The following is a 21,199-nucleotide window of genomic DNA, read 5'->3' as shown; positions in this document are numbered from 1 at the left end:
TGGTTCCGGCCCGGGAACAGCGTAAGAGGTCGCCAGTTTTTTTCGTGGCCTCGCGCTCCGGCTTGCCGGCGTGTCCGTCTGGCCCCGATCGACCGGCCGTAAGGAGCATGCGATGCGGATCGACAAAATCTCCGCGGGTGAGAACCCGCCCGAGGACATCAACGTCATCATCGAAGTCCCGGTGGGCGGCCAGCCCGTCAAATACGAGATGGACAAGGACGCCGGTACGCTCTTCGTCGACCGCTATCTGCACACGCCGATGAGCTATCCGTGCAATTACGGCTTCATGCCGCACACCCTGTCCGAGGATGGCGACCCGATCGACGTCATGATCATCGGTCACACCACGCTGGTGCCGGGCTGCGTCGTGCGCGCCCGTCCGATCGGCGTGCTGATGATGGAGGACGAGAGCGGTCTGGACGAGAAAATCCTCTGCGTGCCGCACCACAAGCTGTCGCCGCTCTATGACGAGATCAAGGAATACGGCGATGTCGCCCAGCCGCAGCTGATGCGCATCAAGCATTTCTTCGAGCACTACAAGGATCTCGAGCCCAACAAATGGGTGAAGGTGACCGGCTGGGGCGACAGCGCCAAGGCCCGCCAGCTGATCCTCGAGTCGATCGAACGCGCCGGTCCGGACGCGTAGGTCAAAGCTCGACGCTGACAGTCAGAAGCCCCGGTCGAAAGGCCGGGGCTTTTTGTTTTCGTGAAGTATGCCGAGATGTCGCCGCGCAAGAGCTGGCGCGAGTGTTCCTCTCTCTAAAAGCCCCGTGTTTTTCCCGGACGAAAGCCTGCGAAGGCAGGCTGCAGTTCCGGGACCCAGCGAACGCGCATCCAGCACGATGTTCGTCCTGTTGGTCCCGGCGCTCCGTCCCGCCTCCGCGGGACATGCGGCCGGGAAAAATGCGCGATGATGAATTGATTTTGGGAGCTGGCGTGCGGGGAAGAACCCCCTACACCCGCCGCCTGAAATCCCGCAGGATTTCCCGCGCGGCGTTGTGGCCGGGGGCGCCGGTTACGCCGCCGCCGGGATGGGTGCCCGAGCCGCACTGGTAGAGGCCTTTCACCGGGCTGCGATGATCGGCATGACCCAGCACGGGGCGGGCGGAGAAGAGCTGGTCGAGGCTCAGCGCGCCGTGGAAGATGTCGCCGCCAATGAGGCCGAATGTGCGCTCCAGATCCTTCGGTGACAGGATTTGCCGGCCGATGACGAGATCGGAGAAGCCCGGCGCCCAGCGCTCCACCGTGGCGATCATGTGATCGGCCACATCTTCGCGGCAATCATCCCAGTCGCGCCCGCCGGGCAGGACGGGGGCGACATGCTGGCAGAACAGGCTGGCGACATGCCGGCCCGGCGGGGCGAGCGTGTCGTCGAGCGTCGAGGGGATCAGCATCTCGATCACCGGCTCGCGCGACCAGCCCTCGCGCCGGGCATCGGCCCAGGCGCGGTCCATATAGTCCAGGCTGGGGGCAATGATGATGCCGGCGGTGAGGTGGTCGCCCGGTTCGGGCCGGGCGGTGAAACGCGGCAGATCCGTCAGCGCGACATTCATCCGGAACGTGCCCGAGCCGCAGCGGTAATGGGCGATGCGTTCGCGGAAATCGGCGGGCAGCAGGGCGTCGTCGACCATGGTGCCGCCGAACAGGAGTTTCGGGTTGAGATTGGAGACGACGGCGCGGGCGCGGATCGTCTCGCCGCTTTCCAGTATCACGCCCTGCGCGCGGCCCTTCTCGGCGATCACTTCGCGCACCGCCGCGCCGGTGCGCAGCACGACGCCGCGCTCGCGGCAGCAGGCGGCCATGGCCTGGGTGATCGCGCCCATGCCGCCGATCGCATGGCCCCAGGCGCCCTTCTTGCCGTTCACCTCGCCGAACAGATGGTGCAGCAGCACATAGGCGCTGCCGGGCGTGTAGGGGCTGGCGAAATTGCCGACAATGCCGTCAAAGCCGAACAGCGCCTTGATCGGTGCGCTCTCGAACCAGCCGTCCAGCCAGTCGCCGGCGGATTTGGAGAAAAGGTCGAGCAGGTCGCGCTTGGCGGTCATCGACAGCCCGCCCAGCCGGCCGCCCAGTCCCAGCGCCTTGAACAGGTCGGGCAGGGCGCCGGTCAGGCTGCCCTCGCGCAGATTGGGCGGGGTCTCCAGCACCAGCTGGCGCAGCGTGTCGGCGATGGTTTCCAGCCGCGCTTCATATTCGCCAAGGCGGGCGGCGTCGCGGGCGGAGAATTTCGCGACCTCGTCATGCGTCAGGCCGGGGCCGGCGAGCAGATAGCCGTCTTCCAGCGGCAGGAAATTGCCGACCTTGCGCTCGACGACCTTAAGGCCGTGCCGGTGCAGGTCGAGATCGGCGATCACTTTCGGATTGAGCAGGGAGACGGTGTAGGCGGCGACGGAATTGCGGAAACCGGGATGGAATTCCTCGGTCACCGCGGCGCCGCCCAGCACGTCGCGCCGTTCCAGCACAGTGACTTTCAGGCCGGCTGCCGCCAGGTAGGCGGCGCAGACGAGGCCGTTATGGCCGCCGCCGATCATCACGATATCGGTGTCCGGCGCGGTCCGGGCGGCGGGCTTTGGCAGGGCGTTCATGGGCGGCGAGTTTCCACGCCGCCGCAAAAAGCGCAATCCCGCGCGCAGGTTGTGGCGTCAGGTGAAGGCGCCGGCGACATCGCGGGCCAGCACGAGGGCGCGGCCGCGGGCGACCAGTTTGCCGTCCTGGGTGCGGCAGGTGGTGGCGAGGTCGACGAGGTGTTTGTCCGGGCGCAGGCGGGTGATCTCGACCGTTGCGGTCACGGGTGCGTCCAGCGGGGCATCGGCGAGGAATTCGGTTTCCTGCTTGAGATAATTCGTGCCCTGGCCGGGCAGGTCGACACCCAGGAGATAGGAGAACATCCCGTTGATCAGCGCTTCGGGGACGCTGGCGCCGCTGTCGGGCGCACCCGTCAGGCGCTGCAGGGCCTCGATATCGGCGCGGGTGAAAGTGCGCGTGGTCTGTGCGCTCAGGCCTTCGCTCAGCGGCATGGGGCCACCTCCGTTTCGCCGCGGCAGGTCACTTCGCCATCGGCCAGCCGGGTCACGGTGAGGGCGAGCGTGATCCAGCCGGCGGTCTCGCTGGTCGTCTCGGCCTCAAAGCGCAGGGCTTCGCCGGCGGGCGAGGGGGCGGGATACATGGTCGACTGGCGGATCTGCCGCCCGCCGGGCACGATCTCCTCGACCAGGCCGCGCAGCACCGAGCACAGCAGGGCACCGTGGGCAACGGTGCGGCCGAACCGGGTGCGGGCGGAGAAGTCCGGGTCGACATGGATCGGATTATCGTCGCCGGAGAGGGCGGCGAAAGCGTCGAAATCGGCCTGGGTGAAGGTCTTGTCCAGCGTCGCCCTGCGGCTCATGACAGCGCCTCGGGCACGGGCAGGAGGTGTTTCTGGACCTTGCCGGCAGCCGTGCGGGGCAGATCGTCGGTGAAGCGGAAATGGCGCGGCACCTTGTAGGCGGCCAGCCGTTCGCGGCACCAGTCCGACAGGGCTTTCGCATCGACGCTCACACCCTGGCGCAGGATGATGTGGGCGCAGCCGACCTCGCCCCATTTCTCGTCCGGCACGCCGGCGACAGCGGCTTCCTGCACGGCCGGGTGGAGGCAGAGCACGTTCTCGACCTCGGCCGGATACACATTCTCGCCGCCGGAGATGTACATCTCCTTGATCCGGCCGGCGACATAGCAATAGCCCTCATCGTCGAAGCGGCCGAGATCGCCGCTCTTCAGCCAGCCATCGGGCGTGAAGAGGGCGGCGGTTTCCTCCGGCCGCTGCCAGTAGCCCGGGGTGAGGCCAGGGCCGAAGAACTGGATCTCGCCGGTCTCGCCGGGCGGCAGGGCACGGCCGTCCGGTCCGGCGACGCGGGCCTCGACGAGCACCTGCGCCTTGCCCACCGAGCCGATCTTGCGCAGGGCGTTGGCCTCGTCGGAGAGGAAGGCGGTGGGACCGGTCTCGGTCATGCCGAATCCGTTGCACACCAGCGCCCCCTTGCGGGCCATGGTCTCGACCAGCACGTCCGGCAAAGGCGCGCCGCCGCAGGACCAGTGGCGCAGCCGGGTCAGTTCGGTGGTCTCGAAATCGGGATGCAGGGTCAGTTCGCGATAGACCGCCGGCACGCCGATGAAGACATCCAGCTCGCCGGCATCGATCAGGGCCAGCGTTGCGGCCGGATCGAAGCCGGGCAGGATATGCACCTTGCCGCCGTTTATCAGCACCGGGAGGGTGTGAAGATTGATGCCGGCGGTGTGGAAGAGCGGCAGGAAGTTCAGCGTCGCATCGCCGGGGCGCAGGCCGATCGCCTGGCCGATATTGATCGCGTTCACCAGGGCCATGCGATAGGTCTGGATCACGCCCTTGGGCCGGCCCGTCGTGCCGGATGTGTAGATCAGATACCAGGGCTCGTCGCCCGGCCAGGCCGTGCGGCCGGCATGGGGTTCCAGCGCGTCGCGGCGGCCGGCATAACCGGTTTCCAGATCGAGGCTGGCAAGGCTGTGCGTGCGGGTCAGCGCGGCGGCGGTCTCGCGATCCTCATCGCCAAAAACGATGAGTTTCGGCGTGCAATCCGCGACCAGCCCGTCCAGCTCGCTGGCCGGCATGCGCCAGTTCAGCGGCACCAGGATGGCACCCAGCTTGGCGCAGGCGAACAGCAGTTCGAAGAATTCCACCCGGTTGCGGCACAGGATGGCGACCCGGTCGCCCGCATCGATCCCGTCCGCGGCGAGCAGGCTGGCGGCACAGGCGCTGCGCCGGTCGAGGCCGGCATAGCTCAGCGTCTCGCCGGTCTCCACGATGTGGAAGGCGGTCGCGTCAGGCGCCAGCGCGGCGCGGCGCGCCGTGATATCGGTCAGTATGTCCATGCCAGTCCTCCCGAATGGGCATGTTATTTCGCGCCGGCGAGGAAGGCGTTCATGCGCCCTCTTGTGTCCTCGCGGGCAATGCGGTCGAGAAATTCGCGTTTTTCCCGGTCCAGCCGTCCGGCCAGATCCGGACCGGCGATCTGCGCGTCGAGCAGGCGCCGGGATGTCAGGGCGAGGCCGGGATCGAGCGGTTCGAGTGCGGCGAGCTGCCGGTCGATCTCCGCAGCCATGCCGCCCGTTTCCACCACCCGGTCGACCAGACCGATGGCCAGTGCTTCCCGGGCGTCCAGCCGTTCGTCGAAGGCGAGCCAGCGGGCCGTGCGGGCGCGGCCGATGCGTTCCGGCATCAGCGCCGTCCAGCCGCCATCCGGCGCAAAGCCCATGCGGGCATAATAGGGCTGGATGAAAGCGGCCGCGTCCATGAGGATCATGTCGGCGGCGAGCATCAGGCCCACCGATCCGCCGGTGACCGGTCCGTTGACGGCCGCGATCACCGGGCAGGGCATGTCGCGCAGGCGCAGGATCACCTGGTTCAGCGTGCCGACCACGCGCTCCGAATAGGCCAGCAGGGCCTCGCGGTCGTCCGCGCGGGCGCGGAATTCCCCGACATCGCCGCCGGAGGAAAAGGCCCGTCCGGCGCCGGTCACCACGACAGCGCGGATATCGCCGGCCGTGTCCAGCGCGTGCAGACAGGCGTCCAGCAGGTCGGGGACGAGCGCATTGCCCCGGTGCGGCCGGTCGAGCACCAGCCGCAACACACCGCTGCGCGTCTCTGCCCGGACCGTGCCGGTTGAGGCTGCAGCGGCGGCGCTCATGCTTCCAGACCCCGGCGGATCAGGTCGGCAGCCTTGCGGGCGATATCCTCGGCACTGCTCTCAGTATCCCAGATGCCGTAGCGCAGACCGAGAAACACGCTCATCCCGATCAGCGCCCAGGCGCGCACCGTCTCGTCGCCCTCGCGGATCTCGCCACGCTCGGCGGCCTCGGAGAGGTTGCGGCAATAGCGTTCGGCGAACCGGTCATAGTGGGCCTTGTAGGCGTCCGGCGCGACGAACTGGGCCTCCTCGATGATGCGGTAGAGATTGGGGTGGGCGCGGGCGAACTCGATATAGGCGACCAGGCCGAGATGCTCGGCCTCCATGCGGTCTTTTGCGCCCTTCACGCGTTCGGCGATCCAGCCGCGCACCATCTCGCCCATATGGGCCACGAGGGCGCGGAAAATCTCGTCCTTGGAATCGAAATAGACGTAGAAAGTGCCCAGAGCCACCGACGCCCGGCGCGTGATGTCGCCGATCGATGTGGTGTGGAATCCGCCTTCCCCGAAAGCCCCTTCAGCCGCATCCAGCAGCTTCGCCCGGGTGCGCTGGCCGCGCGCGGTCTTCGGCTTTTTCGCCGTCGTGGTCGTGTTCAAAGTTGACATATGATTCAGTTTTCACAAAATTGCTTCCCACGCAATATGGCATGAAAGCCAATGCGGGGGAGGATCCAGGAGTTGTCGGAACCGTGCTGAATATCCGCTCGGACAATCCGGCCGGCCGTGACGGGGTGCTGAAAAGCCTCGCACTGCCGGATGGGACGGACATGGCCTACCGGGATGCCGGGCAGGGGCCGGTCCTGCTGCTCGTGCATGGATGGGCGGCCTCCGGACGGTTTTTCGATCCCGTCGTCGATCTCCTGAAACAGGACTTCCGGGTTATCGTTCCGGACCTGCGGGCCCACGGACAGACACCGGCCGGTCCCGGCCGCCCGGACATCAATGCGCTCGCCGACGATCTCGTCGTGCTGCTGGACGCGCTGGATGTGACCGGTGTCGTCGCGCTGGGCTGGTCGATGGGCGCCCAGGTGCTCTGGAGCCTGATTGCACGGCACGGATCCGCGCGCCTAGCCGGCCTCGTGGTCGAGGATATGAGCCCGCGCATTCTCAATACCGAAGACTGGTCGCTCGGCATGGCCAGCGGCATGGATACGGCCGGCAGCCAGCGCGCGCTCGAAGCGATGCGCTCGAACTGGCCGGCCTATGCGGCGGCCTTTGTGCGCCACATCTTCTCCCGCGATCGCGCCAGCCGCGATCCGGATCTCATTCAGCGCGTGCTGGTGGAATTGCACCAGTGCGACGCCGAAGCCATGGCGGCCCTCTGGGAATCCATGGCCGGACAGGATTTCCGTCCGGCCCTGCCCGCCATGTCTCTGCCGGTCCTGGTGACCTGGGGCGAGGCCAGCCAGGCCTATGACCCCGCCACGAGCCGGTATCTCGTCGACACCTTGCCGAACGCGCAGGGCAAGGCCTTCGCCCAATCCGGGCACGCACCGCATCTCGAGCAACCCGAAGAGTTCGCCGAAGCGGTCCAGCAATTCGCCAGCCAGGTCCAGGCCGGCGTCACCCACCCAGAAAATATCGAGGGGAGTTTCTCGTCATGAAGAAAACGATCACCAAAGCCGTCCTCCTTGCGAGCACGGTCGCCTCGGCCGCGCTGATCTCGGCGCCGGTCCTGGCCCAGGACGATGCCGGCGCGGCCGAAACCCGCGACGTCATCACCGTCACCGCCCGCCGCCGCGAGGAAACGCTGCAGGACGTGCCGCTTTCGGTCTCCGCGTTGACGGGTGCCGAGCTCGAGCGCACCGGCGCCATCGACATCACGGCTGTGGCGGAAGTCACGCCGAACGTCACGCTGGAAGTCTCCCGCGGCACCAATTCGACGCTGACCGCCTTCATCCGCGGTATCGGCCAGCAGGATCCGGTTGCCGGCTTCGAGGCCGGTGTCGGCATCTATGTCGACGACGTCTATTTCAACCGTCCGCAATCGGCCGTTCTGGACATCTATGATGTCGAGCGGATCGAAGTGCTGCGCGGCCCGCAGGGCACGCTGTACGGCCGGAACACGGTCGGCGGCGCCGTCAAATACGTCACCAGCCGTCTCGATCCGGACGCGCCGACCCTGAACGCCCGTGTCAATGTCGGGTCCTATAACCAGCTCGACCAGATCGTGTCCGGCAGCGTGCCGCTGTCCGATACCTTCCGCGTCGGCGGCGCCGTGGCCAACCTGCAGCGCGACGGTTTCGGCGACAATCTCTATACCGGCCAGGACAACTACAACAAGGACGTGCTGGGCTATCGCGTCAGCGCGGAATGGGAGCCGACGGCCGACCTGTTCTTCCGTCTCGCCTATGACCGCGTCGAGGACGAGTCCAATCCGCGCGGCGGCCATCGCCTGATCCCGACCGCACCGGGCTATACGCCGAGCTATCCGGTGCTGGACGATGTCTTCGACACGCGTGCCGGTCTGGATGTCGTGGCGCAGAGCGTCGAGGCCGAAGGCCTCTCGCTGACGGCGGAATGGGAAATCAACGAGCACTTCACGGTGCGCAATATCCTGTCCAGCCGCGAAGACGCCTCGGTCACCCCGATTGACTTCGACAGCCTGCCGGAAGGCGATTTCGACGTGCCGGCGATCTACGAGAACGAGCAGTTCTCGGAAGAATTCCAGCTGCTCTATTCCAGCGAGCGTCTGAACGGTGTGATCGGCTACTACTATCTCGATGCCAGCGCCTACACCGTGTTCGACGTGCTGCTGGACACCACGCTGGCCGGCCTCAACGCCCAGACCTATGGCGATGTGGACACCAAGACCTGGTCGCTGTTCGCCAACTTCACCTATGATCTGACCGATCAGCTGAGCCTGACGGTGGGTGGCCGCTACACCGAGGACGAGCGCACCTCGCGCGTTCTGCGCCGCACTTATCTGGGCGGTTTCTCGGAATATTTCGGTGGCGCGGGTGTGTCGATCGCGACCACGTCGGACTTCCTGGGCACCAATTCCTGGGATGATTTCAGCCCGTCGATCTCGCTGGCCTGGCAGCCGGATGCGGAGAATAATTTCTACGCAACCTTCAGCCGCGGCTTCAAGGGCGGCGGTTTCGACCCGCGCGCCCAGACCACCGGTGCACCGGACTTTGACCAGAACGGCACCGTCACCGAGGCCGAAATCTTCGAGTTCATGAGCTTCGATCCGGAGACCGTGAACAGCTATGAAATCGGCTGGAAGTATGAAAACGGCCGCTACCGTCACGCGCTGGCCTATTTCTACATGGACTATACCGACGTCCAGGTTCCGGGCTCGGTGGGTATCGATACCGACAATGACGGCGTCAACGACACCTTCACGGGCGTGACGACCAATGCCGGTGCCGCGACCATCCAGGGCATCGAATATGAAGGCATGCTGGACATTGCCGACGATCTCTTCACCCCGGGCGACAATCTGAATCTGGGGTGGGCTGTCGGCCTGCTGAACGGTGAGTACGACCAGTTCATCAACGCTTTCGGCGTCGACATTTCCGACGATGTGGAAATCCAGAACACGCCGGACATGACGGCCAGCGCCACGCTGACCTACATGACGCCGTTCGCGGGCGGCGACCTGACCATGCTGGGCACGGTGAGCCATCGCGGCGACTCCACCCAGTTCGAAGTGCCCTTCGAGGCGCTCGACCAGGAAGCCTACACGCTGTTCAACGCCTCTGTGGTGTGGGACAGCGCCGACGATCGCTGGCAGCTGGGCATTCATGGCCGCAATCTGACGGACGAGGAATACATCGTCGCCGGCTATGACTTCGTCAACAACACGACCTTCGCACCGGAGCTGGGCCAGGCGGGCACGCTGACCGCCTACTACGGCAATCCGATGACGATCACCGGAACCATCGCGTTCCGCTACTAGGCACAGCCAGGGCGGGCTGGTCCCTCCCCGGCTCGCCCGAAAGCTGACAGACTGGGCCGGCGCTGCACCCTGCAGTGCCGGCCATTCCCTTTCTCCCGCCCGGAGCTCCCGTCATGATGCGCACGCTTGGTCTCATTCTTCTTCTGCTGGCGCTGGTCGCCGGGATTGCCTGGTTTGTCTTCGGCCGCGGCGGTTCGGAACCGGCCCCCGGCGCGGTCATCGACTCGCCCTGGTGGGATGCACAGGACCGGCTGGTCGATGTCGACGGCGTCACGGCGCGGGTCCGCGTCCAGGGGCCGGACGACGCACCGGTCATCGTGATGATCCACGGCTTCTCCTTCTCGCTGGAAAGCTGGGATGACTGGGCGGATGCGCTGTCCGCTGACTATCGCATTGTGCGCATGGATTTGCCGGGTCACGGCCTGACCGGCCCGGATCCGCAGGCGCGCTATTCCGTGCCGCAAACGGTCGACTTCCTGGGCGGTCTGATGGACGCGATGGATATCGACCGCGCGACGCTGGTGGGCAATTCACTCGGCGGTCTGGTCGCCTGGCGCTATGCCGCCGATCATGGCGACCGGGTCGAGAAACTGGTGCTCGTCGCGCCGGGCGGCTTCTCGATCAATGGCGTCACCGAGGAACCGGTCGATGTGCCGGTCGGCGTGCGCTTCTATCTCACCCAGGGTCCGCAGCCGGTTGTCGCCGGGGCGACGGCGGCGCTGTTCGGCGATCCCACGCGCATGGATCCGGACCTGCCGGCCCGTGTGCACGGTCTGATGCAGGGCGAGGGCGTGGGCGAGGCGCTGGTCGAGCGGCTGGAGGTCTTCACCCTGCCGGACCCCGAAGCCGATCTCGCGCGGGTGACGGTGCCGGCGCTGATCCTGTGGGGCGGCCGCGACGGCATGGTGCCGGTCGATCACGCAGCCCGTTTCGAGGCCGCGATGCCGGATGTTCAGCTCGTCGTCCATGACGATCTCGGCCACATCCCGCACGAAGAAGCGCCCGAGCGGACGCTGGAGGATGTGCGGGCTTTCCTCAGCGAAAACTAGCGCCATTTCATCGCCATTGCGGTCAAGGAAATGGCTCCGGCTTTTGAGTGGCCGCATTTTCGGACCGCAAAACCGGTTCCCACTTTTGCTGAAAATTAGCGGCGAGCCGCAGCCTTCTCGGCGATCTCGGCCTGCAGGTCGGCCCAGTCCTGCGGGTCGACATCGCACTCGCGCAGCACGACCACGCCCAGCCCGGTATCATTCGCCGGCGCATCGGCCGTCAGAAGGCGCCCGAGGGCGTGGGTGCGGGCCGTCTCGCGATTGAGGCAGGGACGATAGACAATCTCGCGTGCGGTGCGGTGCCGGTCGACGGCGCCCTTGCGGCGCAGACGCTGCAGCATGGCGAGGGTCTCGCCGGCCGGACGGCGAGTCGCAACCGACAGCTCGCCCACAGACGCACCGCCGCGGTCCCACAGGATACGCATGGTCTTGTGCTCGTCTTCGGTGAGGGCCTGTTCGTTCGCCATCTTCGTCATCCCCTTAGCCTTCTACGCCGCGGCCCGAATTGCAACATGCGCGGCCGTTAAGGTTTTGTTTGCAATATCGGGGCCGGACCGGGTTGACGGGTGCAGGCCCGTCATATATTTCACCAATAAGATATATAACTAAATGGTGAAATATGTCGGATCTTGACACGACGTTTACGGCTCTGGCCGATCCCACACGGCGGGCCATTCTCGCCCGGCTCGCAAGCGGCGAAGCGACGGTGATGGAGCTCTCCGAGCCCTTCACGCTCAGCCAGCCGGCGATTTCCAAGCATCTCAAAGTGCTCCAGAAGGCCGGGCTGATTACCCGGAGCCGTGACGGGACGCGGCGTCCCTGCCGGATACAGCCCGAGACGCTGGCCCAGGCGACGCACTGGCTGGAGGAATTCCGCAAGCTCTGGGATGCCCGCTTCCGGGCTCTCGACGATCTGCTCGACGACATGAAGGCCGGCCACGAGCCCGGCCCCCGCGACCACTAATCACAAACTTTCTGGAGGAAATCCCATGTATCGACACACACTCGAGGTCGCGCCGAAGGGCGAGCGCGAGCTTGTCATGACCCGCCGGTTCGATGCCCCGCGCGCGCTGGTCTTCCGGGCACTCACGGAGCCGCACCTCGTCAAACGCTGGCTGCTGGGACCGGACGGCTGGATCCTGTCGGTCTGCGAGATCGACCTGCAGGTGGATGGCGCCTACCGCTATGTCTGGACCCATGCCGAGCGTGGCGAAGAGATGGGGATGGGCGGGCGCTATCTCGAGATCGAGCGTCCGGACCTGATCGTGCACACGGAGCAGTTCGACATGAGTTGGTATCCTGGCTCGGCCATCGTCACCACGCGATTGACCGAGGCGGCCGGTGTGACGACCTTCGAAATCACCATCACCTATGAGAGTGCCGAAGCCCGCGACATCGTGGCGGCCAGCCCGATGCGGGAAGGTGCGGGTGCCAGCTATGACCGTCTGGACAGCCTTCTGGCAGGCCTGGCCACGGTCTGAGGACGTCTCAAGCGCGGCGTGGCAGGACGTTCGGATTGCGCAGGATGGCGGCCGAGACGAGGCTGACCAGCACGCCGACGGGGAAAATCTCGGTGAAGGTGACGGGCATGCGGAACCACCAGTTGGCATAAAGCGCCATCGACTGGCGCAGGCTGGCCTCGTGGGCGGCGAGCTCGCCGGCGGTGAGGCCCCGCTCGCGCTGGCCTTCGATCTGCGCGGTGACGTAGGCGTCCATGAAGGCGCCGCCGGTCATGTTGAAATAGATCTCCCAGGTGATGACGTAGAACAGGCCGGCAATGGCCGCGACGCCGAGTCCGATCGCAAGCGCCGGCCAGAAGCGGATCACGCCGCCCAGATTGATGTCGCGATGGCGTTTGATCGCCACAAAGATGAAGCCGAGCGCCAGCAGCATGGTGAGATAGCCGGCCGTCTCCGAGCCGACCCCGTCGGGGCCGGCCAGGAGGGTCATGCCGATGACCATGAGAAGCGAGACGATAAGACCGGCAATGATGCCGAAGGTGAGGACGATGTGTGCCATGACTGGTTTCCCCCTGGTTCTGGCGTTCACTTGACCGGGATGTCCTGCCTTTGCCGGATCGCCCCGTCGTCACCCCGATGGGTGATCGGGCGGAATTCACCCGTCCGGATGCGGTCTGCTGCCCTCCATGTCGCCTTGCGCGTCGCCGGTGCCGGGGATCAGTCTGAGACGCCGGGCACGTTCCAGCGCCTGCACGCGGCTGGAGACCTCCAGCTTGTCGAAGAGGCGGGCGATATGCGTCTTCACCGTGTTGGGCGAAACGCCCAGCGTGCGGGCCATCGCCTTGTTGCCGTCGCCGGCCGTCATGGCCAGCAGCACGTCGTATTCGCGCGGCGTGATACCCAGCGAGGCCAGCGCCGCATCATTGCGCTCGAAGGGGGCGGGCGGGGCCTGCCGGGTCAGCCGTACGCCCAGCCAGATGCCGAGGGCGATACACGCCGCGCCGACAATCGCGATGAAGGCCTCGATGCCGATCGTGCGCGCCCAGAACCGGTATTCCAGCCATTCCAGGGCAAAGACCGCCAGCGCGAGCGCTGCGGCCGAGAGGAGGATGGTGCGCCACATGGCGGCGAATCTGGCGGAAAGCGGCGGGTTGATCAATCTTGCGGGAACCCGGCGGAAGCGCGCTTGTTCTCCTCACGCGCCATCCGGTCGATCTCCCAGATCGTCGGCTCCGCTTCCGCCACGTCGGCGTCGCGCCGCATATTGTAGATGGCGAGGGCGCGCTCGAACTCAGCTGCCAGCCCGGCCTCCGCCTCGCACTCAAGCTGGCCGTCATGGACGTCAAACGGCCACCACAGGCCCGATCGTCCAAAGGTCTGCCCATAGCGATCCTCCAGTGCGTGATAGCGGTCGAAAGCCGGATCGCTCCAGTCGACATCGATCGCCGCATACTGTGGCAGGCCCCGACCGGAGGGGAAAAGCAGCGAAGCGACAGGCCAGTTCGTCGCGTCTTCAAGAACGAAGGCATAGACCTGTCCGTCGGCAGAACGCGGGTTGAGATATCCCGACTGCATCACGCTCATCAGCACCATGCTGCCGGTCAGCATGGCCTGCACGATGCGCAGCGTCGCCGGGAAGCGGACGGGTTTCGGGCGGATGATGTCGGCGCACAGCCACAGCGCCAGGGTGATGGCAAACAGGCTGGATGCGAGCAGCAGTGTCGGGCGGCCGGGCAATGAGGCGGTCCACCAGTCGACATAGTCACGGCAGGCATAGCTGATGAAGACGAAATAGTGGACGAGATACCAGAGGAAGGCGCCCGAGCAGACGATCCCGATGGAGTACCAGCCGGCCACCACCGGCTTGGCGTTGCGCCGACGGCGTCGTGCCTTTCGCTTTCGAAGATGTATCCCGGTTCTCACGCTCCACGCGTATCATGATCGGCAAGCACGAAAAACGGGAATTGAAGGCGATGTCGTCCCCCGGATCAAACCGTCTCGCGCCGGCGGGCGGGAACCCACCGCGGGCCGCAGCGTTACACAAGAGTGGGGAGCATGCTGACCTTCTATCTTCGCCGCATCTGGCAATCGATCTGGTTCCTGCCGGCGATCTATGCCCTGGCGGCCGTTCTGGCGGTCGGCGTGGCTCCGGTGATCGGCGGCTATCTGCCGGAGAGCTGGGTCGCGCTGGTCGAGATCGATGCGCTGGCCGCGACCCTGAATATCCTGGCGTCCAGCATGCTGGCCGTTGCCATCTTCTCGATGGCGACGATGTTCTCCGCCTTCCAGGCCGCCGCGAATTCGGCAACGCCCCGCGCGCGCCCTCTCTTGACGCAGGACCGGACCGCCCAGACCGCCATCTCGACCTTCGTCGGCGCCTTCCTGTTCAGCCTGCTGGGCCTGATCGGCGTCAATTCCGGCCTGTATGGCGAGGCGGCGGTTGTCGTCCTGCTCGCGCTGACCCTTTTGCTGGTGGTCCATGTCGTGGTGATGCTGATCCGCTGGATCGACCGGTTGTCCGGCTTCGGCGGGGTGGAGGAAGCGATCGCCGTGATCGAGGCGGCGACGGAAAAAGCGCTCGCACGAGCCGAGAGCTGCCCCAATCTCGGTGCCAGCCGGCTTGACGAGATCCCGGACGGCGTGCGGGCGCTGTGCCCGGCCCGGGCCGGACATGTGCAGACTATCGATGTCGCCGCCCTGCAGGCGATCGCCGAGACGGCCGATGCGCGCATCTACATCCTGTCGCCGCCGGGCAGCTATGTCGGGCCGGGCGAACCGGCCGCCCATGTCACGGGCGGCGACGGGATCGACGAAGCGGTGCTGGAACAGATCATCACCGCGCCGCGCCGCACGCTGGAGGAGGATCCGGCCTTCGGCCTGGTCATGCTGGCAGAGATCGCCTCGCGCGCGCTGTCGGACGCCGTCAATGACAGCGGCTCGGCCCTGTCGGCGATCACGGCCATGACGCGTCTTCTGACCCGGATGTGCAGCCAGTTCGAGGCGCTCGCGGACGACCCGGCCGACCGCGTCTTCATGGCGCCGCCGGACCCGGCCGTGCTGGTCACCCATGCCTTCCGTCCGGTCGCCCGTGACGGTGCGGACCGGGTGGAAGTCGGTATCAGCCTGCAAAGGGCGCTCGGCGTTCTTGTCGCGGTCGATGAGGCGGCGTTCGGCGAACCGGCGCGTGCCATGAGCCGCGAGGCGCTGGTGCGGGCCGAAGCCGCCATGCAATACGCCCCGGATGTCGATGTCCTGAAGGCGGCGGCGCCGTTCGAATAATCCCCGAAACGAAAACGCCCCGGCGGGAGGTCATCGGGGCGTTTCGGGTCAAGGGCTGGAGAGAGCCCTAGTCCTGTTCGTGCAGCCAGGCGGCATGCTTGGGTGCGCGCTTGGTCTGGCTCCATTCCTCGATCATCGGACGGGCGACGCGCTTGAGTTCGGCCATCTGCTCCTCGGTACCGGTATTGGCTGCCAGTTCCAGGCGGTGGCCGTTCGGATCGAAGAAGTAGATCGACTTGAAGATGCCGTGATTGACCGGGCCGAGCACGTCCAGGCCTTCGGCCTCGATATGCGCCTTGGCGGCCAGGAGGGCGTCCATGTCCTCCACCTCGAAGGCGATGTGCTGGACCCATTCCGGCGTATTGCCGTCGCGGCCCATCTCCGGCGAGTTGGGCAGTTCGAAAAAGGCCAGGACATTGCCCATGCCGGCGTCCAGGAAGACGTGCATGTAGGGGTCCGGTGCCTTGGTCGAGGGAACCTCGTTCTCGGCGATGGCCAGTTTGAAATCCATGCCCATGACGCGCTGGTAGAACTCGACGGTCTCCTTGGCGTCCTTGCAGCGATAGGCAACGTGGTGGATGCGCTTGAGATTGACGGTCATGCCTGTCTCCTCATGAGGGACATGTACCTTGGGTACGTGTCCCGGGAAATTTCATCCTTCCCCTTGATGGGGAAGGTGGCGCGCCGGGTCGGGGACACGTACCGCAGGTACATGTCCCCGGGCCCGCCTACGCGTTTTCCGTTTCCTTCGTCTTCAGCACGCCGCGCTTGATCTGGTCGCGCTCGATCGACTCGAACAGGGCCTTGAAATTGCCCTCGCCGAAGCCTTCGTCTTCCTTGCGCTGGATGAATTCGAAGAAGATCGGGCCGATGGCCTTTTCACCGAAGATCTGCAGCAGCAGGCGCGGGGCGCCGCCCTCGGTTGTGCCGTCGAGCAGGATGCCGCGCTTCTGGAATTCGGCGACCGGTTCGCCATGGCCCGGCAGGCGCTCGTCCAGCATGTCGTAATAGGTGTCCGGCGGCGGGGTCATGAATTCCACGCCGCATTCCTTCAGCCGGTCCCAGCACTCGATGAGATTGTCGCAGGAGAAGGCGATGTGCTGGATGCCTTCGCCCTTGTACTCGCGCAGATACTCCTCGATCTGGCCGACGCCGTCCGACTTCTCCTCGTTCAGCGGGATGCGGATCAGACCGTCCGGGGCCGTCATGGCGCGCGACAGGAGGCCGGTATATTCGCCCTTGATGTCGAAATAGCGGATCTCGCGGAAGTTGAAGAGATCCTCGTAATACTTCGCCCAGTAGTCCATCCGGCCCTTGTAGACATTGTGGGTGAGGTGATCGATCACGTTGAAGCCGCAGCCCTTCGGGTGGCGGTCGACGCCTTCGATGTATTCGAAATCGATGTCATAGATCGACTTGCCGTCCTCGAACCGGTCGATCAGGTAGACGGTGGCGCCGCCAATGCCGCGAATGGCCGGCAGGCGCAGCTCGGAGACGCGGGTTTCGGTCTCGACGGGCTGGGCACCCTTTTCCAGGGCCATGGCGTAGGCGCGCTTGGCATTCTTGACGCGGAAGCCCATGCCCGAGGCAGACGGGCCGTGCTCGGCGGCGAAGAAGGCGGCCGGCGTGCCGGACTCGTAATTGATCAGGAAGTTGATATCGCCCTGGCGCCACAGCTCGATGTCCTTGGAGCGGTGATTGGCGATGTGGGTAAAGCCCATCGTCTTGAAGACGGGTTCGATGAGGCCGCGTTCCGGCGCCGTGAACTCGACGAACTCGAAGCCGCAAAGGCCCATCGGGTTTTCGAACAGGTCTGCCATGTTTCGTCTCCAGGGGTTGGGGTTCCGCGCCGAAGGCCTGACAGGCCGTCACGACGCCCATTGGAGCGGGACAATACGCGTTTGGTTGCTATTGCGTCAAGTTGTGATCGCAACTAAAATGACGGCATGAGCGAACCGCGATCCCTTTCCGCCGCCGCGCCGGGCGATGCCATCCAGCTGGACAGCTACTGGCCCTACCAGGTCACGGTGCTGGCCGATCTGATTTCACGGCGCACGGCCGAGATCGTGCGGCGCGAGGGCGATCTCAACCTGTCGCAATGGCGGGTGTTGGCGGCGATTGCGGAACGGCCGGGCCGCACCGCCGTCGAGGTCGTGGCGATGACGCCGATGGACAAGGGGATTGTCAGCCGCGCCACCAAGGCGCTGCTGCTGGCCGGTCTGCTGGTGCGCGAGGCCTCGCAGGTCGATGGCCGGGTCAGCCATCTCTATCTCACGGAGAAGGGTGACGCGCTTTACCAGCGCCTGCGTCCGCACGTGGAGGCCGTGGCCCAGGCGGCAAACGCGGTACTGGCGCCGTCAGATCAGACCGATTTCTGTGCCCTCGTCAGGCAGCTCGCGGACGCCATGCCCGACACGCCCGAAAGCCGCTGAAAAACGCGCTCATCAAATATCACGCACACGCCACTTTGCTTTGTGTATAGACGATATCTGGAGGCGCCGGTGCTGGTCAGAAACCTCGTCATCGCTGTGATGCATCTTGTCATCGCAGCGGCTCTTGCCGCTGTGGCGGCGACGTGCGTCCAGGGCATACTCGGCGATGCGCTGCACGCCGCCCGGGCCGAAACACTCCAGACCTATATCCGCATGCGCGGCGATCGCGAGCAGGCGGTGTTCGACCGCGCCGAGACCTTCATCCTGGCTGCCGAGACCGCCTTCGAGCGCCGGCTCGAAACGCTGGGCGATGACGAGGTCGAGGCCGAATTCGACCGCTTCTTCCCGCCCCATGGCGACGGTACCCGACGCAGCGCACCGGACCTGTTCGACGGAGCCGATCTGGGCGGTGGCGACCATACCTATGGTGTCGGCGCATTCCTCGGTGATGGCGAGGCCATGACCCTGGAGGAGAAGCGGCGCTATCTGGCCGGGCTGCATGTCGTGCGCACGGTCGGCGAGGCCTGGCTGCAGCAATTCTCCAGCCTCTACTATTTCACGCCCGACCGGCGGATGGTGATGTTCGCGCCCGACCGCGAAGACCGGCTGGAATTCTACCGGTTCGAGGCCCCGGCCGACTTCCCGCTGCAGGCGGACGAGGATCCGCGCCTGTTCTCGCGCGAAACCAATCCGGACGGCGTGATGCAGTGCACCCAGCTGTCGCGCTTCGTCTATCGCGATGCCGGCGAGCGTTCGGCGACGGCCTGCCGCAAGCCGGTTCTGGACGGCGATGTCCTCCTGGGCGCGTTCGGCACCTCGATGATGATGAACGACCATCTTGCCCGGGCTCTGGAAGAACCGCCGGCCGGCGGCGTCAATCTGATGCTGGGACGGGATCACCAGGTGATCGCCCGTGGTCGTCCTGCGGAACAGGACAATGATGTCCGCGTCGATCCGGCTGCGCTGGTTGACTATCTCGCCGACGATCCGCGGCCGCGCGGCATTGTGCGCGCCGAGGCGCTGGGCCAGATGATCGCCTTCAGCCGGGTGGCCGGTCCGGACTGGTATTTTGTCTCGGTCGTCCCGCTGGACGACATCGCGGTGACGGTTTCCGGGCGTACGCGCCAGGTCTTCCTGATCGTCTTCTTCGCTGCGCTCGTTGTGTCGGCGCTCGCCAGCCTGGTCTGGCACTACCTGCCGGCCCTGCGTCTGCCCGGTCAGACGGCGGCCCGTACCGACGCGGCCCCGGAATAACAACCGGCACAGAATAAGCCCTGCCACGGAATAAGCACTGGCCAGCCCGCGCCTCACAGCGTATGAGGGCGCGCCCTTTCACCACAGGAAAAGTAGAGCCCATGAGCGCGTCCCTCGACAAGCTGCGCAACATCGCCATCGTGGCGCACGTCGACCACGGCAAGACCACGCTGGTCGACCAATTGCTGCAACAGTCCGGTACGCTGGGCGAACGGGCCAATGTGTCCGAACGGATGATGGATTCCAACGACCTGGAAAAGGAACGCGGAATCACCATCCTGGCCAAGAATACCGCGGTGACCTGGGGTGACTGGTCGATCAATATCGTCGACACGCCCGGCCACGCCGATTTCGGCGGCGAGGTGGAGCGCGTGCTGTCGATGGTCGATGGCGTGCTGCTGCTTGTCGACGCGGTCGACGGTCCGATGCCACAGACCTCCTTCGTGACGAAGAAGGCGCTGGCGCGCGGCCTGAAGCCGATCGTGGTCGTCAACAAGGCCGACCGCCCCTCCGCCCGTCCGGACTGGGTTGTCGACCAGACTTTCGACCTGTTCGACCGTCTGGGCGCCAATGAGGACCAGCTCGACTTCCCGGTCGTCTATGCCTCCGCCCTGCAGGGCTGGGCGTCGAACGAGGCCGGCGAGACCGGCACCGACATGAAACCGCTGTTCGAGATGATCACGGCGCACACGCCGAAGCCGGACGTCGATCCGGACGGCCCGCTGCAGCTGCAGGTCTCGGCGCTGGACTATTCTTCCTTCACCGGCGTGATCGGTATCGGCCGCGTTGCCCGCGGCCGGGTGAAGAAGAACCAGCTCGTCACCGTCGCCAAGGCCGATGGCCGCAAGGTGAAGGGCAAGATCCTGCAGATCTTCGGCTTCCACGGTCTGGAAAAGGTCGAGCGCGACAGCGCCCAGGCCGGCGATATCATCACCTTCACCGGTATCGAGGATCTGAAAATCTCCGACACGGTGTGCGATCCGGATCATGTCGAGGCGCTGCCGCCGCTCTCGGTCGACGAACCGACCCTGTCGATGACCTTCCAGGTCAATGACAGCCCGTTCGCTGGCCGCGAAGGCAAGTTCGTGACCTCGCGCAATATCAAGGATCGTCTCGACCGCGAGCTGATCCACAATGTGGCGCTGAAAGTCGTGCAGCAGGACGATGCCGACAAGTTCACCGTCTCCGGGCGCGGCGAACTGCATCTCTCCATCCTGATCGAGACGATGCGCCGCGAGGGCTTCGAGCTGGCCGTGGGCCGGCCGCGCGTGGTGCTGAAGGAAGAAAACGGCGAGACGCTGGAGCCCTATGAAAGCCTCACCGTCGACGTCGAGGAAGTGAACCAGGGCGCCGTCATGGAACGCCTCGGCCAGCGCAAGGCCGAGATGAAGAACATGGTGCCGGACGGCAATGGCCGGGTGCGGATCGACTATATCGTCCCGACCCGCGGCCTGATCGGCTTCCGCTCTGAATTCCTGACCCTCACCTCCGGCTCCGGCCTGATGTTCCACACGTTCGACCATTACGGTCCGCGCAGCCAGGGCGAGCTGGGCCAGCGGCACAACGGCGCGATTGTCTCGATGATCGACGGCAAGGCGCTGGGCTTTGCTCTGTTCAACCTGCAGGAACGCGGCAAGCTGTTCATCGGCCATGGCGTGGAAGTCTATGAGGGCATGATCATCGGCGTGAATGCCCGCGAAGAGGACATGATCGCCAACCCGACCAAGGGCAAGAAGCTGACCAATATGCGCGCCTCGGGCACGGACGAGAATATCGTCCTCACCCCGCCGGTCCGCCTGACGCTGGAATACGCCCTGGAATTCATCAATGACGACGAACTCGTCGAGGTGACGCCGCAGTCGATCCGCATCCGCAAGATCTGGCTGAAAGAGCACGAGCGCAAGAAGGCCAGCCGCGCCGGGTAAGGGCTTTACGCGCTTTCTTCCCCACCCCGTGGGGAAGTGGGCCGCGGCGTTAGCCGCGGGTCGAAGGGGCCGGCGCGGAGCGCTGGGAGGCGGTGGAGCTTGGCATCAACATAACGCCGCTGACGCGGCGCCCCTCCGTCTCGCCGCCTTGCGGCGATCCACCTCCCCATGAAATGGGGAGGAATGGCGTGTCAGCAC

Annotated in this window: 22 protein-coding genes; 10 read left to right on the top strand and 12 right to left on the bottom strand. The window is 65.6% G+C overall.

Annotated features, from left to right (window positions below):
• Positions 1–112: 112 nt before the first annotated feature.
• On the top strand, positions 113–646 hold the full coding sequence (gene ppa, locus JJ918_RS01700) for an inorganic diphosphatase (RefSeq protein ID WP_271186169.1): 534 nt from the start codon (positions 113–115) through the stop codon (positions 644–646).
• 307 nt (positions 647–953) lie between these two features.
• Here ppa and JJ918_RS01695 read toward each other — a convergent pair whose 3' ends face one another.
• The 6 genes from JJ918_RS01695 to JJ918_RS01670 are packed head-to-tail and all read right to left on the bottom strand — an operon-like array spanning position 954 to position 6,304.
• Entirely contained in the window at positions 954–2,585 is a 1,632-nt protein-coding gene (locus JJ918_RS01695) for an NAD(P)/FAD-dependent oxidoreductase (protein WP_291882472.1), read from the bottom strand.
• A 57-nt stretch (positions 2,586–2,642) separates the two neighbouring features.
• Positions 2,643–3,017: a phosphate acetyltransferase gene (locus JJ918_RS01690; RefSeq protein ID WP_291882470.1), complete on the bottom strand. Its 375-nt coding sequence runs from the start codon at positions 3,015–3,017 to the stop codon at positions 2,643–2,645.
• Positions 3,008–3,385, bottom strand: a complete 378-nt coding sequence (locus JJ918_RS01685; RefSeq protein WP_291882468.1) for a MaoC/PaaZ C-terminal domain-containing protein — start codon at positions 3,383–3,385, stop codon at positions 3,008–3,010. Before JJ918_RS01685 ends, JJ918_RS01690 begins: the two co-directional genes overlap by 10 nt.
• Positions 3,382–4,884, bottom strand: a complete 1,503-nt coding sequence (locus JJ918_RS01680; protein WP_291882465.1) for a long-chain fatty acid--CoA ligase — start codon at positions 4,882–4,884, stop codon at positions 3,382–3,384. Before JJ918_RS01680 ends, JJ918_RS01685 begins: the two co-directional genes overlap by 4 nt.
• A 23-nt stretch (positions 4,885–4,907) precedes the next feature.
• Positions 4,908–5,699 carry an enoyl-CoA hydratase/isomerase family protein gene (locus JJ918_RS01675; RefSeq protein WP_291882463.1) on the bottom strand — a complete coding sequence of 264 codons (792 nt, stop codon included), beginning with the start codon at positions 5,697–5,699 and terminating at the stop codon, positions 4,908–4,910.
• Positions 5,696–6,304, bottom strand: a complete 609-nt coding sequence (locus JJ918_RS01670; RefSeq protein WP_291882461.1) for a TetR/AcrR family transcriptional regulator — start codon at positions 6,302–6,304, stop codon at positions 5,696–5,698. The genes JJ918_RS01675 and JJ918_RS01670 overlap by 4 nt, the downstream gene beginning before the upstream one ends.
• Before the next feature lie 83 nt (positions 6,305–6,387).
• On the opposite strand from JJ918_RS01670, the gene JJ918_RS01665 reads away from it, so the two are divergent.
• From JJ918_RS01665 to JJ918_RS01655, 3 genes are all read left to right on the top strand, one after another.
• The gene (locus tag JJ918_RS01665; protein WP_291882459.1) at positions 6,388–7,302 is read left to right on the top strand and encodes an alpha/beta hydrolase; all 915 of its coding nucleotides are present in this window, start codon (positions 6,388–6,390) and stop codon (positions 7,300–7,302) included.
• Positions 7,299–9,602, top strand: coding sequence for a TonB-dependent receptor (locus JJ918_RS01660; protein ID WP_291882456.1), 2,304 nt, complete (start codon positions 7,299–7,301; stop codon positions 9,600–9,602). The genes JJ918_RS01665 and JJ918_RS01660 overlap by 4 nt, the downstream gene beginning before the upstream one ends.
• 113 nt (positions 9,603–9,715) lie before the next feature.
• The gene (locus JJ918_RS01655) at positions 9,716–10,651 is read left to right on the top strand and encodes an alpha/beta fold hydrolase (RefSeq protein ID WP_291882453.1); all 936 of its coding nucleotides are present in this window, start codon (positions 9,716–9,718) and stop codon (positions 10,649–10,651) included.
• A gap of 95 nt (positions 10,652–10,746) precedes the next feature.
• Here JJ918_RS01655 and JJ918_RS01650 read toward each other — a convergent pair whose 3' ends face one another.
• Positions 10,747–11,118: a BlaI/MecI/CopY family transcriptional regulator gene (locus tag JJ918_RS01650; RefSeq protein ID WP_271186179.1), complete on the bottom strand. Its 372-nt coding sequence runs from the start codon at positions 11,116–11,118 to the stop codon at positions 10,747–10,749.
• A 152-nt stretch (positions 11,119–11,270) separates the two neighbouring features.
• Here JJ918_RS01650 and JJ918_RS01645 point away from each other — a divergent pair, with 152 nt between their 5' ends.
• Both JJ918_RS01645 and JJ918_RS01640 read left to right on the top strand, forming a co-directional pair.
• The gene (locus tag JJ918_RS01645; RefSeq protein WP_291882449.1) at positions 11,271–11,615 is read left to right on the top strand and encodes a helix-turn-helix transcriptional regulator; all 345 of its coding nucleotides are present in this window, start codon (positions 11,271–11,273) and stop codon (positions 11,613–11,615) included.
• Between the two features lie 25 nt (positions 11,616–11,640).
• Positions 11,641–12,132: an SRPBCC family protein gene (locus JJ918_RS01640; RefSeq protein WP_291882446.1), complete on the top strand. Its 492-nt coding sequence runs from the start codon at positions 11,641–11,643 to the stop codon at positions 12,130–12,132.
• Positions 12,133–12,139: 7 nt separating this feature from the next.
• Here JJ918_RS01640 and JJ918_RS01635 read toward each other — a convergent pair whose 3' ends face one another.
• The 3 genes from JJ918_RS01635 to JJ918_RS01625 form a co-directional block, all read right to left on the bottom strand.
• Positions 12,140–12,670 (bottom strand): DUF4199 domain-containing protein, encoded by a 531-nt coding sequence (locus JJ918_RS01635; protein WP_291882444.1) that lies wholly within the window; start codon positions 12,668–12,670, stop codon positions 12,140–12,142.
• Between the two features lie 96 nt (positions 12,671–12,766).
• Positions 12,767–13,234 carry a LuxR C-terminal-related transcriptional regulator gene (locus JJ918_RS01630; protein ID WP_291882442.1) on the bottom strand — a complete coding sequence of 156 codons (468 nt, stop codon included), beginning with the start codon at positions 13,232–13,234 and terminating at the stop codon, positions 12,767–12,769.
• 32 nt (positions 13,235–13,266) lie between these two features.
• Positions 13,267–13,968 carry a hypothetical protein gene (locus JJ918_RS01625; RefSeq protein WP_291882439.1) on the bottom strand — a complete coding sequence of 234 codons (702 nt, stop codon included), beginning with the start codon at positions 13,966–13,968 and terminating at the stop codon, positions 13,267–13,269.
• Positions 13,969–14,166: 198 nt separating this feature from the next.
• On the opposite strand from JJ918_RS01625, the gene JJ918_RS01620 reads away from it, so the two are divergent.
• A complete protein-coding gene (locus tag JJ918_RS01620; RefSeq protein ID WP_291882437.1) occupies positions 14,167–15,390 on the top strand; it encodes a DUF2254 domain-containing protein in 1,224 nt (407 codons plus the stop codon).
• Between the two features lie 67 nt (positions 15,391–15,457).
• Here JJ918_RS01620 and JJ918_RS01615 read toward each other — a convergent pair whose 3' ends face one another.
• A complete protein-coding gene (locus JJ918_RS01615) occupies positions 15,458–15,991 on the bottom strand; it encodes a VOC family protein (RefSeq protein WP_291882434.1) in 534 nt (177 codons plus the stop codon).
• 127 nt (positions 15,992–16,118) lie between these two features.
• Positions 16,119–17,210 (bottom strand): 4-hydroxyphenylpyruvate dioxygenase, encoded by a 1,092-nt coding sequence (hppD, locus tag JJ918_RS01610; RefSeq protein ID WP_291882431.1) that lies wholly within the window; start codon positions 17,208–17,210, stop codon positions 16,119–16,121.
• A gap of 126 nt (positions 17,211–17,336) precedes the next feature.
• Here hppD and JJ918_RS01605 point away from each other — a divergent pair, with 126 nt between their 5' ends.
• From JJ918_RS01605 to typA, 3 genes are all read left to right on the top strand, one after another.
• Positions 17,337–17,822: a MarR family winged helix-turn-helix transcriptional regulator gene (locus tag JJ918_RS01605; protein ID WP_291882428.1), complete on the top strand. Its 486-nt coding sequence runs from the start codon at positions 17,337–17,339 to the stop codon at positions 17,820–17,822.
• A gap of 69 nt (positions 17,823–17,891) precedes the next feature.
• Complete coding sequence (locus JJ918_RS01600) at positions 17,892–19,076, top strand: hypothetical protein (protein WP_291882425.1); 1,185 nt, start codon at positions 17,892–17,894, stop codon at positions 19,074–19,076.
• 62 nt (positions 19,077–19,138) lie between these two features.
• A complete protein-coding gene (gene typA / locus JJ918_RS01595) occupies positions 19,139–21,001 on the top strand; it encodes a translational GTPase TypA (protein ID WP_367277619.1) in 1,863 nt (620 codons plus the stop codon).
• The last annotated feature ends 198 nt before the right edge of the window (positions 21,002–21,199 follow it).

It is taken from the genome of Maricaulis sp., assembly GCF_017642925.1.
Classification (GTDB): Bacteria; Pseudomonadota; Alphaproteobacteria; order Caulobacterales; family Maricaulaceae; genus Maricaulis.
This window is presented reverse-complemented; position numbering and strand designations above follow the sequence as displayed.

Coding starts and splice junctions, on each gene's coding strand:
- JJ918_RS01690 (WP_291882470.1), bottom strand. CDS start 3,017: ATGCCGCTGAGCGAAGGCCTGAGCGCACAGACCACGCGCACTTTCACC.
- JJ918_RS01645 (WP_291882449.1), top strand. CDS start 11,271: ATGTCGGATCTTGACACGACGTTTACGGCTCTGGCCGATCCCACACGG.
- JJ918_RS01640 (WP_291882446.1), top strand. CDS start 11,641: ATGTATCGACACACACTCGAGGTCGCGCCGAAGGGCGAGCGCGAGCTT.
- JJ918_RS01620 (WP_291882437.1), top strand. CDS start 14,167: ATGCTGACCTTCTATCTTCGCCGCATCTGGCAATCGATCTGGTTCCTG.
- ppa (WP_271186169.1), top strand. CDS start 113: ATGCGGATCGACAAAATCTCCGCGGGTGAGAACCCGCCCGAGGACATC.
- JJ918_RS01655 (WP_291882453.1), top strand. CDS start 9,716: ATGATGCGCACGCTTGGTCTCATTCTTCTTCTGCTGGCGCTGGTCGCC.
- JJ918_RS01605 (WP_291882428.1), top strand. CDS start 17,337: ATGAGCGAACCGCGATCCCTTTCCGCCGCCGCGCCGGGCGATGCCATC.
- JJ918_RS01615 (WP_291882434.1), bottom strand. CDS start 15,991: ATGACCGTCAATCTCAAGCGCATCCACCACGTTGCCTATCGCTGCAAG.
- JJ918_RS01670 (WP_291882461.1), bottom strand. CDS start 6,304: ATGTCAACTTTGAACACGACCACGACGGCGAAAAAGCCGAAGACCGCG.
- JJ918_RS01660 (WP_291882456.1), top strand. CDS start 7,299: ATGAAGAAAACGATCACCAAAGCCGTCCTCCTTGCGAGCACGGTCGCC.
- JJ918_RS01675 (WP_291882463.1), bottom strand. CDS start 5,699: ATGAGCGCCGCCGCTGCAGCCTCAACCGGCACGGTCCGGGCAGAGACG.
- JJ918_RS01680 (WP_291882465.1), bottom strand. CDS start 4,884: ATGGACATACTGACCGATATCACGGCGCGCCGCGCCGCGCTGGCGCCT.
- hppD (WP_291882431.1), bottom strand. CDS start 17,210: ATGGCAGACCTGTTCGAAAACCCGATGGGCCTTTGCGGCTTCGAGTTC.
- JJ918_RS01650 (WP_271186179.1), bottom strand. CDS start 11,118: ATGGCGAACGAACAGGCCCTCACCGAAGACGAGCACAAGACCATGCGT.
- typA (WP_367277619.1), top strand. CDS start 19,139: ATGAGGGCGCGCCCTTTCACCACAGGAAAAGTAGAGCCCATGAGCGCG.
- JJ918_RS01685 (WP_291882468.1), bottom strand. CDS start 3,385: ATGAGCCGCAGGGCGACGCTGGACAAGACCTTCACCCAGGCCGATTTC.
- JJ918_RS01695 (WP_291882472.1), bottom strand. CDS start 2,585: ATGAACGCCCTGCCAAAGCCCGCCGCCCGGACCGCGCCGGACACCGAT.
- JJ918_RS01635 (WP_291882444.1), bottom strand. CDS start 12,670: ATGGCACACATCGTCCTCACCTTCGGCATCATTGCCGGTCTTATCGTC.
- JJ918_RS01630 (WP_291882442.1), bottom strand. CDS start 13,234: ATGTGGCGCACCATCCTCCTCTCGGCCGCAGCGCTCGCGCTGGCGGTC.